Consider the following 15,025-nt stretch of genomic DNA (forward strand, 5'->3'; position numbering starts at 1 on the left):
GGGAGCGTCAGCCCGGCACCGTCCCGGGCGCGAGGAGCGCGCCGACGCGCTCGAGGAGGCGGGAGGGCGCGAACGGCTTCTGCAGGAAGTCCCCGGCGCCGAGCACGAGGTCGTGCAGGTCGCCGGCGTCACTGGCATACCCCGACATGAACAGCACCCGCAGCCCCGGTCGCTCCACCTGGAGCCGGGCGGCCAGCTGCCGCCCGCCCAGCCGCGGCATCACCACGTCGGTCAGCAGCAGGTCGATCGTGCCGGGCTCGGTCCGGGCCAGGGCCAGTGCCGCCTCGCCATCGGCGGCCTCGAGCACCTGGTAGCCCGCGCGGGCCAGGGTGCGACGCACCAGGTCGCGGACCATGCGTTCGTCCTCGACCACGAGCACCGTACCCCGCGGGGCGGCGGCGGGTTCCGGGGCGGCGGCGTCCAGCACCTCGGGAGCGGCCGCGACGCGTGGAAGGTATATGGACACGGTCGTCCCGGCACCGGGGGCGCTCTCCAGCCAGACGGCGCCCCCGCTCTGCTTGACGATGCCGTACACGGTGGACAGCCCGAGGCCGGTGCCCTTGCCCTGTTCCTTGGTGGTGAAGAAGGGGTCGAAGGCGCGCCGCTGCACCTCATTGGCCATCCCGACGCCGGTATCCTGCACCGCGAGGGCCACGTACGGGCCGGGTTCGAGGTCCACCTGGCGGCCCGCGAGCGCCTCGTCGACTTCCACCGCCGTGGTGGTGATCGTCAGCGTGCCGCCGGCGGGCATCGCATCCCGCGCGTTCACCACGAGGTTGAGGATGACCTGCTCCAGCTGGCTGCGGTCGACCCGCACGTGGGAGTCGCCGGCGTGGTGGCGGATGACGAGCCGGATGTCCTCGCCGATGAGGCGGCGGAGCATGCCGCCCAGGTGCTCCACCACGGCGGTGAGGTCGAGCACCCGGGGGGAGAGCACCTGCTGACGGCTGTAGGCCAGGAGCTGGCGGGTGAGGCTGGCGGCCCGGTCGGCGGCCTTGAGGACCTCCTCCACGTCCGCGCGCACCTCACCCGCCGCGGGGACCGCCTCGCGGATCGCTTCCGCGTAGCCGGAGATGGCGGTGAGCAGGTTGTTGAAGTCATGCGCGATGCCGCCCGCCAGCTTGCCCACGGCTTCCATCTTCTGCGCCTGCCGCAGCTGCTCCTCCAGCGCCTTGCGGGCGGTGATGTCGGCGACGGCCCCGTCGTAGTAGGCCACCTGCCCGTCGGTCCCCGGGATGCCGGTACTCGAGACCAGGCCCCAGAAGACCGCGCCATCGCGCCGCCGGAAGCGGACCTCCTCGTTGACGAAGAAGCCGTGCGCCGTGATCTGCCGCTTGAGCTGCTCCCGCCGGTCCGGGTCCTCGTAGAGCATGCCGGAAGTCAGCACCAGCATCTCCTCCGGGCTGGCGTACCCGAACATCCGGGCGAACGCCTGGTTCACGTACACCAGTCCGCGCTCCGGGGTGCTGCGGTACAGCCCCTCGTTCACGTTGCGGTTGATCGAGGCGAGCAGGTCCTCGCGCTGCGCGCGGTCCATCGCGATCCCGGCCAGGACCGCGGCACGCTCCACCAGGGCGATCTCCCCCGCGCCGGGGGCGCGCGGCTCCCGATAGTAGATCGCGAAGGTGCCGAGCACCTGGCCCCCCGGCGCGCGGATCGGCACCGACCAGCAGGCCCGGAGCCCATGCCCGAGCGCCAGGTCGCGGTAGGCGGCCCACAGTGGATCGGTGGCGATGTCGCTCACCACGACGGTGCGGTTCTCGTGCGCGGCGGTGCCGCACGAGCCGGCGGCCGGGCCGATCTCCCGGCCCTCGAGGGCCGCGGAGTAGGCCGCCGGGAGCCCCGGCGCCCAGGCCACGGAGACGAGGCGTCCCTCCAGCTGGAGCACGGAGGCCAGGCCACCGTCGCACAGCCCCTCGATCCCCCGGCCCAGGAGGTCGAAGATGTCCGGCAGGGACTGCGCCGTGGCGATCCGCTCGAGCACCTCCGCCTGCCAGGCCAGCACCTGCTCCGCCCGGCGGCGCTCGGTGATGTCCCGGACCAGGCCCAGGACCTCCTGGTCGTTGAGGCGCACGTACCGCGCCTCACGCATGCGTCGCTGGCCCCCGCGCACCACCTCGTACTCCACCGGGGCCGGCTGCTCACCACGGAGGGCCGCGGCGATCGCGCCTTCCATCACGGCGGCCACATGGGGGACCACCTCCCGCACCCGATGGCCGAGGATCTCGCCCAGCGGGACCGTGACGATGGCGCCGGGGGGCACGTGGGCGTCGAGGTAGGTGCCATCGGCGCGGATGCGGTAGGTGATGTCGGGGATGAGCCGTTCGAAGGCCTCGCGCGCCACGTCGCTCTCGAGCTGCCGGGCGGCGCTGACCTCGCGCTCCGCCAGCAGGGCGCCGAGCACCAGGGGGATGGTCACCAGCATGACCTCGAACACCTGGATGGCCACGTGCCGCTCGGGCTTGGGCACCACCATGAACGGCCCGATGCCATGGGTGGCAAGGATGGCCACCACCACCGCGGCGATCACGGCGGCCGACGCCGCGCCACGCGGGCCGAACCGGATGGCCGCGTAGAGCGCCACCGGGAGCACCAGGAAGAGCAGGATGACCGCCGTGGTGCCGGCGGGCACCGCGGTCATGACGGACCAGAGGATGGCCCCTGTGACCAGCGCGACCAGCAGCGCCTCGAGCATGTCCCGGGTCCGGGGCCGCGCGACCGGAGCGCCGAGCCAGGTCAGCGCCACCGGGACCACCGCCAGGAGGCCGAGCGCATTCATGCGCCACCAGCCGTCCCACCCGGAGTAGAACGGCATGTCGGGGTGGGTCCACAGGAACAGCCGGCCCAGGTAGGACCCCAGGACGCTGGCAAGGGGCGCGAGGAGGGCGGCGGCGAAGAGGGCGAGCACGTCGCGGAGGGAGTCGAACCGGCCCCGGCACCCGAGGCGCCGCAGCACCAGCACGCCGCACACCGCCTCGGCGGTGCTGCCCAGGGCGGCGGGGAAGGCTACGCTGGGGTAGTAGCCAAGGGAGGCGCGCTGGACCAGCGTCGCCGCCGCCACCACCCACCAGTACCGCAGGCCGAGGAGCCAGAGGCCGGCCACGGCCACGCCGGTGGGCAGCCAGATGATGGCCATGTCCACGGCGTCGCCCTGCTCGCGCAGGAAGACCGCGATGAGCAGGGAGATGAAGAACACCCCGCCCCGCAGCAGCGCGTATCCGATGCGGCTCATGCCCAATAGTCACGAGCCCGGCGCCGCGGCGCCAGAGGCCCGAACGCCGACCGGCCCGGCGAGCGCCGGGCCGGTCGAAGAAAGGATGAAGACTCGATTACATCGCGGGACGCGCCTGACGGGTCCCCTCGAGCTCGTCGGCCAGGGGCTGGGCGTCGTAGATCCGGCGCAGGGCGTGGGTGATGGCCCGGGAGTCGACCCACACCGAGCGTGCCACCCGCTCGGTGAAGAGGAACCGGTTCGGGAGCATCTCGATGTTCCCGTCGAAGATGAGGCCCACGACCTCCGCGTCGCGATTGACCACGGGGCTGCCCGAGTTGCCGCCGATGATGTCGTTGGTTCCCACGCCGTTGAACGGCGTGTCGGGCGCGAGCGAGTCGCGGCGCTCGGTCCACCGCGGGGGCAGGTCGAAGGGCGGCTGCCCGCCGAAGGCGCTGGCGCGCTCGTAGAGCCCGTTGAAGGTGGTGTACGGCGCGGCCACGCTGCCGTTCATCGGGTAGCGGCGGACCTCGCCGTCCGAGATGCGGAGGCTGAAGGTCGCGTCCGGCGCCACCGAGTTGCCGAACACGGCGAGCAGCGCCCGCGCCACCTGCTCGTTGGCCTGGGCCTCGCGGTCGTTGAGGTCGGCGGCCTCCCGGGCCAGCGCCCGCTCCAGCGGGTCGATGACCCGTGCCAGGCGCACGAACGGATCCTGCGACCCGGCCAGGCCGGCGGCGCCGCCGGTGGCCAGCGCCTTGCGCGCATCGCCGGTGGTCAGGGTCGCGGCCGCCACCATCGCCTGCGCCGCGGCCTCGGGGGTGCGGCCCTGCAGCGCCTGTCGCAGGACCGGGTCGGTCGCCGGCAGTTCGGCCTGCATGGCCGTGAAGTAGGCCGTCAGCAGCGCCGCTTCCTGCACCGCATCGACCGGGGCGCCGCCGAAGAGGTTCCGCTCCAGCCCGGCCTTGTTGGCGTCCTGGTACGGCGCCAGCCGGTCGGCGTCGGGCTTGGCGGTCTCGGCGCCGTAGCGCACCACGGCGAGGGCCAGGTTGAGCAGCCGGCTGCCATAGGCGCCGGCGGCGTGGTAGCGGCGGCGGACGTCGATGGCCTTCCGGCGCGCGGACACCTCGGTGACCACCTGCCAGGCGCGGCCGTACTGCCGCTTGAGCGCGGGGTCGGCATCGACCTTGGCGCGGAAGGCGCGTTCCCAGCCCCGCTTGTGCTCCATCAGCCGGGGATCGAGCAGCCCCGACTGGTAGCCGAGGATGGCCTTCTGGGTGTTCTCGAGGCCGAAGATCAAGTTGCGCAGCGCCTTGCCGCGGACCGAGTCGGCGCGCCCCAGGGCGTGGTACGTCCCGATCACCCGCTTGAGTTGGTCCAGCTGCACCGGGTACTGCACGTCGCGCAGAAACTCGAGCTGGGCCATGGTGTTGAGCCGGCCGGTGGAGCCGGGGTTCCCGATGACGAAGATCAGGTCCCCTTCCTTGCTGCCGTTCTGGCTCCAGGTGAAGTGCTGCGGGGTCGCGGCGGGCTTGCCGTCGACGTACGCCCGCACGAACGAGATGTCGAGGTTCCAGCGCGGGTAGGTGAAGTTGTCGGGGTCGCCGCCGAAGAAGGCGATCTGCCCCTCCGGGGCGAAGACCAGGCGGATGTCCTTGAAGCGGTGGAAGCGGTACAGCTTGTACTGCCCGCCACGGTACATCGTCACCACCTGGCAGGCCGCGTCGGGCTCGGTGGCGCCGCATTCGTCCTCGATCGCCTTGATGGCCTTGGCCCGCTGGCTGGCGGCGGTCTTGGCGTCGGCGGTGGGCGCGGCGGCGCGGGTCACCCGGTCGGTCACGTCAGTGATGGCCTGCAGCTGGTCCAGGAAGAGCCCCTGGCAGGCGCGCTCGTCCTCCCGCCTGCCGGCGTAGAAGCCGTTGGTCAGGAAGTCCTCGCCCTCCCGGGTGGCGCTCTCGATGCAGGAGCGGGCACAGTGGTGGTTGGTCATGACCAGGCCGTCGCCGGAGACGAACGAGGCCGAGCAGCCGCCGCCGTACCGCACCGCGGAGAGCCGCACGTGGTCCATCCACTGGTCGGACGGGGTGAAGCCGTAGCGCGTGGCCCAGTACTCCTTGGGCGGCACGTCGAAGGTCCACATCTTGCCGGTCTCGAGACCGGGGTACTCGCCCTCGAGCAGGGCCTGCGCGCGCGCCGGGACCACGGCCAGGAGCAGCAGGGCCAGGAGGGACAGCAGTCGTGAGGATCGCATGGGATGAGCGGGGTCGGGGTGGGCCTGCACGGCGCGAAAACTCCGCGGCCGTAAGCTAACCGGCCGCGGAGTATGCCGCCCTGCGGATGAAGGAAGCGTGAACTCAGGCGGCAGGCCACCGCCAGCCGAAGGTCCCCGCCGTCAGGAGGCCGTAGACCAGCGCGTCCAGCAGGTCCTTCCCGGTCGCCGACCAGGGGCGCTTGAACCAGATCGAGGTCGGGATGTAGGCAAAGCCATACGCCACGAACGCCACGCACCCCACCACCCGGAACACCGGCAGGTACCCCACCCCCGGGGCCAGCGTCCGCGAGGCCAGGTAGCCCGCGATCAGCGACACCACCACCGAGTACACGAACCACTGGGCCAGCTGCGGCCCCATGTTCGGCACCCCCGAAGGCGAGATGGTGAGCATCGCGTTCGGACCGTCGGTCCACTTCTGCTTCATCTCCGGCGTGTCCATCTGCTTCATGTCCGCGCAATAGGGAATGAAGTACAGCCCCGGCGCGGGACTGGACTTGCGCAGGGCCGCGCGCACCTCGTCCTCGTTGCTCAGCCCGCGGTATTCCTTGTTATGGTAGGTGAAGGCCATGTGGATGACGCTGCTGGCCAGGAACACGAAGACCGCGGAGAGGAGGATGGGCAGCCAGAGCTGTGCGAGGGACACCATGGGCGACTCCAGAGGGGGGAGGGGAACCACGCCCTCGATCTACAGCCGAACCGGCCCGGGTCAAGGTGTGCCATACCGACCTGACAGCGCCACCGTCACCCGCGCGTGACACCCTCCGGCGCCGGGGTCCGCGCCATGACCAGGCAGAGCCAGGCCCCGAAGCCCAGCGTGAGGAGCAGCACCAGCCCGCTCAGGTCCCGCACCAGCCCCGCGATCGCGAGGTCATGCTGCAGCACGCCGAAGCGCCCCAGCAGCCAGGTCCAGTCATGGATCGCGTCCTCGCCGAACGAGACCAGGTCGAGGTCGTTGGCGCGCGCGTCGGCGATGTAGCGCGCCATGTGGGCCAGGCTCGAGGCCAGCCAGGCGCCGGCCGCGGTCAGCCCGAAGTAGTCGCGATGGGAGTAGAGCAGCACGCCCGCCAGCACCGGGATCAGCACCTGGTTGAGGCTGCCCCCCGCCACGCCCATGAACTGCCCGAGGAACGACCAGAACAGGTGCCCGAACTCGTGCGCGCCGAACGTGATGCCGCCGAAGAGGCCGCTCGCCTCGGGATCCACCAGCTGGCGCCGGCCGTCCCACGCGAACAGCAGCAGCAGCGGAAGCCGCCACAGCCACCAGCGGCCGGCCGCCCAGGCCTCGGCCTCAGCGAAGAAGCGTCGCATCCGAATCGTCCTTGAGGGTCACGCCGGTGATGCACCGGCGCCGCGCCTCCGCCAGCAGCCAGGCGAGCTTTCGTGCCGCGGCCGGCACCGGCAGGCCGTCGGGCCGGATGTTCGACACGCAGTTGCGGTCGGCGTCGGTGCGGCCGGGCCGCGGGTCATGGGTCAGGTAGGCGCCGAGGCTGTCGGCGGCCGACAGGCCCGGCCGCTCACCGATCAGCACCAGCACCAGCCGGGCGCCGAGCGCGACGCCGATCGCGTCGCCCAGGGCCACCCGGCCCTGCCGCGCCAGCACCGGGGGCGCCAGGGTCCAGCCGTCCCCGGCCAGGGCCCGGGAGAGCAGCTGGACCAGCGGCGCGGCGTGCCGCTCCACCGCCACCCCGGAGAGGCCGTCGGCGATCACCACCGCCAGGTCCACGCCGCCCGGCGGCGCCGCGGCGGCGAGCACGGCCGACGCCCCCTCCGCGAGGCGACGTCCCAGGTCGGGGCGCAGCAGGTAGGTGCCGCGGTCGGGCGCGGCGCTGTCCACCCGCACTGGCGCAGCGCCACCGGCCTGCAGCGCCGCGGCGATGGCGTCGAGATCCGCGACGTGGTGCACGGCGTCCCGTGCCTGCGCGTGCGCCAGCTGGAAGGCGAGATGCGCCTGAGTGGGCAGGCTGCTCCCCGCCCGGCCCAGGGCGATCCGCGCCGCGGTGAGCGCGCGGAGCGGCGCCCAGGGATCCGCCGGGGTCAGGCTCACCGGGCCAGCGCCGCGATGGCGTCGCCGAGGGGCAGGGCACGCGGGTTGACCGGCGCCAGGCGGCCCGCCGCGTCGCAGATGCCCATCCGCGCCAGCCAGGCCTCGAACTCGGGCGCCGGCCGCAGGCCCAGCAGCTGCCGGAGGTACAGGGCGTCATGGAAGCTGGTGCTCTGGTAGCCCAGCATGATGTCGTCCGCGCCGGGCACGCCCATGATGTAGGTGCAGCCGGCGGCGCCGAGCAGGGTGAGCAGCGCGTCCATGTCGTCCTGGTCGGCCTCGGCGTGGTTGGTGTAGCAGACGTCACAGCCCATCGGCAGGCCGAGCAGCTTGCCGGCGCAGTGATCCTCGAGCCCGGCGCGGAGGATCTGCTTGCCGTCGTGGAGGTACTCGGGGCCGATGAACCCGACCACGGTGTTCACCAGCAGCGGGTCGAAGGCGCGGGCCACCGCGTAGGCGCGTATCTCGCAGGTCTGCTGGTCCACCCCGTGGTGGGCCCCGGCGGAGAGCGCGCTCCCCTGCCCCGTCTCGAAGTACATCACCTGCCGCCCCACCGTGCCGCGGCCCAGGCCGCGCGCCGCGTCGTGTGCCTCACGCAGCAGCGCGAGCGAGACCCCGAAGCTCGCGTTGGCCGCCTCGGTGCCCGCGATGGACTGGAACACCAGGTCCACCGGCGCGCCGCGGTGGATCAGGTCGAGCGTGGTGGTCACGTGCGCCAGCACGCAGCTCTGCGCCGGGAGCGCGAGCCGCAGCCGCAGCGCGTCGAGCATCTCGAGCAGCACCCGGACGGCCTCCGGATCGTCGCTGGCCGGGTTGATGCCGATGACCGCGTCGCCGTTGCCGTAGAGCAACCCGTCGAGGAGGCTCGCCGCGATGCCGCGCGGGTCGTCGGTGGGGTGATTGGGCTGCAGCCGGGTGGCGAGCCGGCCTTCGAGCCCGAGCGTGGTGCGGAAGGCGGTGACCACCCGGCACTTGCGCGCCACCAGCACCAGGTCCTGCACCCGCATCAGCTTGGTCACCGCGGCGACCATCTCGGGGGTGAGGCCCGGCGCGAGGGCGGTCAGCGCGGCCGCGTCGGTGTGGTAGTCGAGCAGCCAGTCACGGAAGCCACCCACCGTCAGGTGCGCCACCGGGCGGAACGCCGTCGCGTCATGGCGGTCCACGATGAGGCGGGTGACCTCGTCGGTCTCGTAGGGAATGACCGCCTCGTTGAGGAAGGCGGTGAGCGGCAGGTCGGCGAGCGCGAGCTGCGCCGCCACCCGTTCCTCCGCGCTCGCCGCGGCGAGGCCGGCCAGCTCGTCGCCGGAGCGGCGTGGCGTGGCGCGGGCCAGCAGGGTGCGGAGGTCGGCGAAGCGGTAGCGGGTGCCGCCGACCGAGTGGGTGTGCATCGCCGTGGAGTCTCCCGGGGTGGACCGCGCGCGCCACCGGCGCGCCTCAAGGATGGGCCGCGAGGGGGATCGCCGTCAATCGAGGGCTCGCGCCCCGCCCCGGGCGGTGGCTACCTTCCCCGGCAATTCCCTCCCCCGAGAGCACCCGTGTCCCGTGCCGCCCTGCTGCTCCTCTCGCTCGCCGCGCTGCCCGCCACCGCCCAGGCCCCCGGCGCCCTGATGCCGCTGCCCGTGCAGCTGCGCTGGGACCCAGGCGTGCTGCCGCTCGACTCGACCCTGACCGCCCGCGTCGTGGCCAGCCCCGACGATCGGCTGGAGCGCGGACTGGCCCGCGCGCTGGGCCGCCTCGGCCGGCGCATCGGGCAGCGGGTGGCCACCGGCGCGGGCACCGATCCCGCCGCGCGGCTGGTGGTGACGGTGGCGAGTCCCGGCCAGGCGGTCCAGACCCCGGACGAGGACGAGTCCTACGACCTCAGGATCACCCCCGAGCGCATCGAGCTCACGGCCCCGACGACGGTGGGCGCCCTGCGCGGGCTGGAAACCCTGCTGCAGCTGGTGGCCCCCGCCCCGGGCGGGTTCCAGCTCCCGGCGGCGACCATCACCGACCGGCCCCGCTTCCGGTGGCGCGGGCTGCTGCTCGACACCAGCCGCCACTTCATGCCGCCCGCGGTGGTCAAGCGCACGCTCGACGGCATGGCGGTGGTCAAGCTCAACGTGCTGCACTGGCACCTCTCCGACGACCAGGGCTTCCGGGTGGAGAGCCTCCGGCATCCGCGGCTGCACCAGGCGGGGTCCGACGGCCTCTACTACACCCAGCAGGAGCTCCGGGAAATCGTGGCCTACGCCCGCGATCGCGGCATCCGCGTGGTCCCCGAGTTCGACATCCCCGGCCACGCCACCAGCTGGTTCGTGGGGTACCCCGAATTCGCCAGCGCGCCGGGCCCCTACACCATCGAACGGCGCTTCGGGGTCTTCGAGCCGACCTTCGACCCGACCCGGGAAGAGACCTACGCGTTCATCGACAGCTTCATCGGCGAGATGACCACGCTCTTCCCTGACCCGTACTGGCACATCGGCGGTGACGAGGTCGACCCGACGCAGTGGAACCAGAACCCCCGCATCCAGCGCTTCAGGCGCACCCGGAACCTGCGCGACAACGAGGCGCTGCAGGCCCACTTCAACGAGCGGCTCGGCCGGATCCTGACGAAGTATCACCGCCGCATGGTGGGCTGGGACGAGATCCTGCACTCCACCCTCCCCTCCGGCACCGTGATCCAGTCGTGGCGCGGTACGGAGTACCTCGGCCAGGCCGCCCGGCAGGGGCTGCGCGGCATCCTCTCGGCGCCGTACTACCTGGACCACATGCGGACGGCGGCGGAGGTCTACGTGGTGGACCCGCTCCCGTCCGGCCTCAAGCTTACCGCCGAGGAGGAAGCGAACATCCTTGGCGCCGAGGCCTGCATGTGGGCCGAGCAGGTGGGAGCGGAGACGGTCGACTCGCGCATCTGGCCGCGCATGGCGGCGCTGGCCGAGCGCTTCTGGAGCGCCGCGAGCGTGCGGGACGTGCCGGACATGTATCGCCGGCTCTCCCAGGTGAGCCTGGAGCTGGAACGGGTGGGACTCACCCAGGAGGGCCACACTGCGCGCATGCTCCGCCAGCTCACCGGGCGACGGGACAACCCGCTGCTCGAGGCGCTGCTCACCGCCACGATGCCGCCGAGCTTCGGGCAGCGGGCCCAGCTGCAGCGGCCCATCCAGTCCACGCCGCTCACCCGCCTGGTCGACGCCGCGCGGCCCGATCCCTGGCTCCGCTCCCGGTTGGAGCAGCAGGCGCGGCGGGTGGTCGCCGATCCCGCCGGGGCCGTCGAGGCGCGCGCGGAGCTGCAGGGGGCCTTCGCGGGGTGGCAGACCCTCGGCGCGGCGATCCGCGCCCTCGCGGACACCGTGCCGCTCGCGGCGGACGGCATCCCGGCCGCGGTGGCGATGGGTGAGCTGGGACGACTCGGCCAGGAGGCGCTCGATCGCCGGGGCGCGGGCGGCAGCGACGGGGCCTGGGGGGCGGCCGCGCTGGCGCGGCTCGACAGCCTGGCCCAGCCGCAGGGCCTGCTGCGGCTGGCGGGCGTGGACGCGGTGCGGACCCTGGTGCGGGGAACGCCCTAGCCTGAGGATGGCAGCGGCCGCCGCCGCGCGAGCGTCGGCGCAGCCCCGCGCTACTCGCCGACGATGGGCCAGGGCTCCCAGCTCGTCCACCGCCCGCGGGTGAAGTCCGGAACCTCCTGCGGCTTGCCCTGCCGCGCCACCGAGCGCACGCTCAGCTCCACCATCGAGGACAGCGCCGCCGCATCGTACACGTTGGCGTCGGTCGGCAGCCCGGCGCGGAGGCAGGCGATCAGCCGGTAGTCCTCGAGGAAGTCCATCCCGCCGTGCCCCCGGTCCATCTGCTGGATCTTCTCCGAGCGCCACAGCGGGTGGTCGAACTCCGGGTAGTACTGCTCGGCGTCCTCCCACCCGTGCCCCGCGCTGCGGCCCTCGAGGTGCACCCGGTGGGGCCATCCGCTCACGATCCCCCGGGTTCCCTGCAGCAGCTGCAGCCGGCTGTAGGGCCGGGGGTTGTTGGTGTTGTGGGCCAGGTAGATCGTCCGCCCCCGCGCGGTCTGGATCAGGCTCACGTTCTGGTCGCCCAGGACATAGCGCTCGGTCCGGCGCGGGTCATCGGCGGGGAGATGCTCCTCGCGCCACGCCTGCAGCCCGCGGCTGGGCGAGCTCATCGAGCTGATCCGGAGAAAGCGGTCACCCCGGTTGATGTCCATGCAGTTCGCCACCGGGCCAAGGCCGTGGGTGGGATAGAGGTTGCCGTTGTGGGTGGTGGACCAGGCCCGGCGCCACAGCCCCTCGCCCTCGGTGGAGAACTTGATGCCGCGGAGGTCGTGCAGGTACGCGGCCTCCCCGTGGAGCACCTCGCCCAGCAGCCCCTGGCGGACCAGGTGCAGCGCCATGAGCTCGAACCGGTCGTAGTTGCAGTTCTCCATCATCACGCAGTGGCGCTGGTACTTCTCCGCCGCCTCCACCAGGGCCCAGCAATCGTCCACGCTCATGGCCGCGGGCACCTCGGTGGCGGCGTGCTTGCCGTGGCGGAGCGCCGCGAGCAGCACCGGGACGTGCCACTCCCACGGGGTCGCCGTGTACACCAGGTCGAGCTCGGCCTCGGCGCACATCCGCTCGAAGTCGCGCGGTCCGCGGGTGTAGAGCGCCGGGGCGGGCTGGCCGGCGGCCACCACCGTCTCGCTGGCGCGCCGGGCGTGCGCCTCACGGATGTCGCACACCGCCCGGAGCTCCACCCCCTCCAGGGCCAGCAGGTTCTCCACGTGGACCGACCCCATTCCCCCCACCCCGACGAACCCCACGCGGACCCGGTCCAGGGGCGGTGCGCGGAACGGCGCGGCGGGGCCGGGGTGCGGCGGCGCGGGCGGCAGGATCCGGGGGAGGTTGCCCCCCAGGGCCAGGGCGGCGCCGGCACGGACAACGTCTCGACGGGTAGGGTCGGCGGTCATGGATGCGGGGGCTGGGGTGGGTGGACCGGGCCGGGTGGCGCCGGCGTGCGGAGTCCGCGGCCTTCCGCGTCTCCCGCGCTGTCAGTAACTCTAGACGGTCGGGGCCCCCGGGAAATAGCCCCGGACGCCCGGGGGTGCTAGAATCCCGATCCGGCCGGCGGCCCTCGCCGCCCTCCTTCATAGCCCATCGCCCGGTTCCTGATGTCCGTGACCTCCGCCTGCCATCGCTGTCAGACGCCACTCGATTCCGGGGCCCGGTTCTGCCAGGTCTGCGGCTTGAGCGTGTCGGGCGAGCAGACGGCCCCGCTGCCGACCCTGACCCAGGTGCTGCAGCAGGCCACGCTCGGGGAGTACGAGGTGCTCCGGGAGATCGGCCAGGGTGGCATGGCCACGGTGTTCCTGGCCCACGAGATCGCGCTGGCGCGGAAGGTGGCGATCAAGGTGATGTCGCCCCAGTTGGTCCACGGGGCGGACATGATCGAGCGGTTCAAGCGCGAGGCGCGCACCGCGGCCAGCCTCAACCACCCGCACATCATCCCGATCTACGCCGTGCGCGAGTCGCAGCACGTGCTGTATTTCGTGATGAAGTACGTGCAGGGCCGGCCGCTCGACGCCATCCTCCGCGACGTCGGCCCGCTCCCCTTCCCGATGGTGCGCTCCATCCTGGCCGACATCGGCTCGGCGCTCGACTACGCCCATCGCCAGGGCGTCATCCACCGCGACGTGAAGCCGGGGAACATCCTCATCGACGAGGAGGGGTTCGCGGTCATCACCGACTTCGGGATCGCCAAGGCGGCGCAGGGCGAGACGCTCACCCGCAGCGGCACCACGGTGGGCACGCCGAGTTACCTCTCCCCCGAGGCCTGCTCGGGGGAGTCCACCGGCCCCGCGGCCGACCAGTATTCGCTGGGCATCGTCGGCTACGAGATGATCACCGGCCAGCTGCCGTTCAGCGCCGAGTCGAGCCTGGGGATGATGTATGCCCAGGTGCACGCGCCGCCGCGCCCCAGCGAGCACCTGCGGCCCGACTGCCCGCGCGACCTGCGCGATTCCATCATGCGGATGCTGGAGAAGGCGCCCGCCGACCGCTTCCCCACGCTCAAGGAGGCGGGGGCCGCGATCTCGGGCGCCCGCATCTCGGGCCGGACCGGCGACGGGCTCACCAGCACCGACGAGCACGTGCGCAGCCACATCGGCCTGCTCGCGGTCGCGCGGCCCGGCCGCCCGGTGGGCGAGGCGCGCGCCACGCCCGCGAGCCCCGCCCCGCTTGCGCGCGTGCCCCCGAGCACCCGGACCATGGCCCGGCAGCGGCGGGTGCAGTTCACCCGGGTGCTGGGCGGCCTCTTCCTGGCCGGGCTGGGCGCGGTGGCCGCGATCCTCGCGGTGCGCGGCCAGCTGAGCCAGGTGCCGGTGGCCGATTCGCTCCCGCCGCCGCGTGACACCCTGGCCGCCCGGATGGACAGCCTGCTCATCGTGGCGCGCGGCCGGGCGGAGTACGCCCGGGAGGTGGCGGTGACCGGCGGGGCCAGCGCGGCCGCGATCGCCGCGGGCGACTCGATCCGGCTCCTCGCCGACTCCCTCGCGGCGCTGGGCCAGAAGCCGGAGGCCGCGGTGCTGCTGGAGCGGGCCGCCAACCTCTGGAGCGTGGCCACCCCCGTGCCGCAGGCCGCGGCGCCGGCCGAATCCACCCCGCCGCGCCGCCCCGGTCCCACCCCCGCCCGCCCCGGCACTCCACCGGTGGTGCCGCGCCCCGGCACCACCACGCGGGCGGACTCCCTGGGCGCCAGCGGCCAGCCGGTGTCCGACTCGGTGGCGGTGGTCCGCTTCTACCTGGAGCTGCAGCAGGCCATCCGCTCCCGCCAGCTCGGCGAGGTGCGGCGCCTGCTGCCCAACATGACCGAGTCCGAGGAGCGCGACTGGCGCGGCATCCTCGAGGATGATCGCACCACCCGGATCGAGGCGCTGTACGAGGTGCGCACCGTCAGCCGGACCGAGGATGTGGTCTACGCCCGGGTGAAGGAGATCCTCACCCTGGTCCGCCAGAACGGGAAGATCGAGAAGAAACGCGACCGGCTCCTCTGGACCCAGCTGACCCTGGGCCCGCAGGGGTGGCGCCAGATCCGCGCGGAGAAAGCCCCCTGATGCCCATGCCACCGTTCCACCTCGCCTTTCCGGTGCACGACCTGGCCGCCGCCCGCGCCTTCTACGGCGGGCTCCTGGGCTGCGCCGAAGGCCGCAGCTCCGAACACTGGGTGGACTTCGATTTCCATGGGCACCAGGTGGTGGCGCACCTCTCGCCCGCGGAGGCCCGCCCCGCCGCCGCCAACCAGGTGGATGGGAAGGACGTGCCGGTCCGGCACTTCGGCGTGATCCTCGACTGGGACGCATGGCACGCGCTGGCCGATCGGCTCCGGGCGGCCGGCGTGCGCTTCATCATCGAACCCGGCATCCGCTTCCAGGGCCAGGTGGGTGAGCAGGCCACGATGTTCCTCCTCGACCCCTCCGGCAACGCGCTCGAGTTCAAGACCTTCCGCGACATGAGCCGGATCTTCGCGCGTTGACCCG

General features: G+C 73.0%; 10 protein-coding genes. 3 read left to right on the forward strand and 7 right to left on the reverse strand.

Annotated features, from left to right (window positions below):
• Positions 1-7: 7 nt before the first annotated feature.
• From IPJ95_17450 to IPJ95_17475, 6 genes are all read right to left on the reverse strand, one after another.
• The gene (locus IPJ95_17450; GenBank protein ID MBK7925388.1) at positions 8-3,232 is read right to left on the reverse strand and encodes an MASE1 domain-containing protein; all 3,225 of its coding nucleotides are present in this window, start codon (positions 3,230-3,232) and stop codon (positions 8-10) included.
• Between the two features lie 97 nt (positions 3,233-3,329).
• Positions 3,330-5,459 carry a S46 family peptidase gene (locus tag IPJ95_17455; protein ID MBK7925389.1) on the reverse strand — a complete coding sequence of 710 codons (2,130 nt, stop codon included), beginning with the start codon at positions 5,457-5,459 and terminating at the stop codon, positions 3,330-3,332.
• A 103-nt stretch (positions 5,460-5,562) separates the two neighbouring features.
• The gene (locus IPJ95_17460) at positions 5,563-6,126 is read right to left on the reverse strand and encodes a hypothetical protein (protein MBK7925390.1); all 564 of its coding nucleotides are present in this window, start codon (positions 6,124-6,126) and stop codon (positions 5,563-5,565) included.
• Positions 6,127-6,221: 95 nt separating this feature from the next.
• Complete coding sequence (locus IPJ95_17465) at positions 6,222-6,788, reverse strand: hypothetical protein (GenBank protein MBK7925391.1); 567 nt, start codon at positions 6,786-6,788, stop codon at positions 6,222-6,224.
• The gene (gene eutC, locus IPJ95_17470; GenBank protein MBK7925392.1) at positions 6,769-7,518 is read right to left on the reverse strand and encodes an ethanolamine ammonia-lyase subunit EutC; all 750 of its coding nucleotides are present in this window, start codon (positions 7,516-7,518) and stop codon (positions 6,769-6,771) included. Before eutC ends, IPJ95_17465 begins: the two co-directional genes overlap by 20 nt.
• A gap of 2 nt (positions 7,519-7,520) precedes the next feature.
• A complete protein-coding gene (locus IPJ95_17475; protein MBK7925393.1) occupies positions 7,521-8,909 on the reverse strand; it encodes an ethanolamine ammonia-lyase subunit EutB in 1,389 nt (462 codons plus the stop codon).
• Positions 8,910-9,056: 147 nt separating this feature from the next.
• Here IPJ95_17475 and IPJ95_17480 point away from each other — a divergent pair, with 147 nt between their 5' ends.
• Positions 9,057-11,069 (forward strand): family 20 glycosylhydrolase, encoded by a 2,013-nt coding sequence (locus IPJ95_17480; protein MBK7925394.1) that lies wholly within the window; start codon positions 9,057-9,059, stop codon positions 11,067-11,069.
• Positions 11,070-11,119: 50 nt separating this feature from the next.
• Here IPJ95_17480 and IPJ95_17485 read toward each other — a convergent pair whose 3' ends face one another.
• Positions 11,120-12,460 (reverse strand): Gfo/Idh/MocA family oxidoreductase, encoded by a 1,341-nt coding sequence (locus IPJ95_17485; protein ID MBK7925395.1) that lies wholly within the window; start codon positions 12,458-12,460, stop codon positions 11,120-11,122.
• A gap of 201 nt (positions 12,461-12,661) precedes the next feature.
• On the opposite strand from IPJ95_17485, the gene IPJ95_17490 reads away from it, so the two are divergent.
• Positions 12,662-14,602: a protein kinase gene (locus IPJ95_17490; protein ID MBK7925396.1), complete on the forward strand. Its 1,941-nt coding sequence runs from the start codon at positions 12,662-12,664 to the stop codon at positions 14,600-14,602.
• Positions 14,602-15,021, forward strand: a complete 420-nt coding sequence (locus tag IPJ95_17495) for a VOC family protein (protein ID MBK7925397.1) — start codon at positions 14,602-14,604, stop codon at positions 15,019-15,021. The genes IPJ95_17490 and IPJ95_17495 overlap by 1 nt, the downstream gene beginning before the upstream one ends.
• The last annotated feature ends 4 nt before the right edge of the window (positions 15,022-15,025 follow it).

It is taken from the genome of Gemmatimonadota bacterium (assembly GCA_016713785.1).
Classification (GTDB): domain Bacteria; phylum Gemmatimonadota; class Gemmatimonadetes; order Gemmatimonadales; family GWC2-71-9; genus JADJOM01.

Excerpts from the sequence above, each read along its gene's own strand:
- IPJ95_17490 (MBK7925396.1), top strand. The coding sequence starts at position 12,662 with ATGTCCGTGACCTCCGCCTGCCATCGCTGTCAGACGCCACTCGATTCC.
- IPJ95_17465 (MBK7925391.1), bottom strand. The coding sequence starts at position 6,788 with ATGCGACGCTTCTTCGCTGAGGCCGAGGCCTGGGCGGCCGGCCGCTGG.
- IPJ95_17485 (MBK7925395.1), bottom strand. The coding sequence starts at position 12,460 with ATGACCGCCGACCCTACCCGTCGAGACGTTGTCCGTGCCGGCGCCGCC.
- IPJ95_17475 (MBK7925393.1), bottom strand. The coding sequence starts at position 8,909 with ATGCACACCCACTCGGTCGGCGGCACCCGCTACCGCTTCGCCGACCTC.
- IPJ95_17495 (MBK7925397.1), top strand. The coding sequence starts at position 14,602 with ATGCCCATGCCACCGTTCCACCTCGCCTTTCCGGTGCACGACCTGGCC.
- IPJ95_17455 (MBK7925389.1), bottom strand. The coding sequence starts at position 5,459 with ATGCGATCCTCACGACTGCTGTCCCTCCTGGCCCTGCTGCTCCTGGCC.
- IPJ95_17460 (MBK7925390.1), bottom strand. The coding sequence starts at position 6,126 with ATGGTGTCCCTCGCACAGCTCTGGCTGCCCATCCTCCTCTCCGCGGTC.
- IPJ95_17450 (MBK7925388.1), bottom strand. The coding sequence starts at position 3,232 with ATGAGCCGCATCGGATACGCGCTGCTGCGGGGCGGGGTGTTCTTCATC.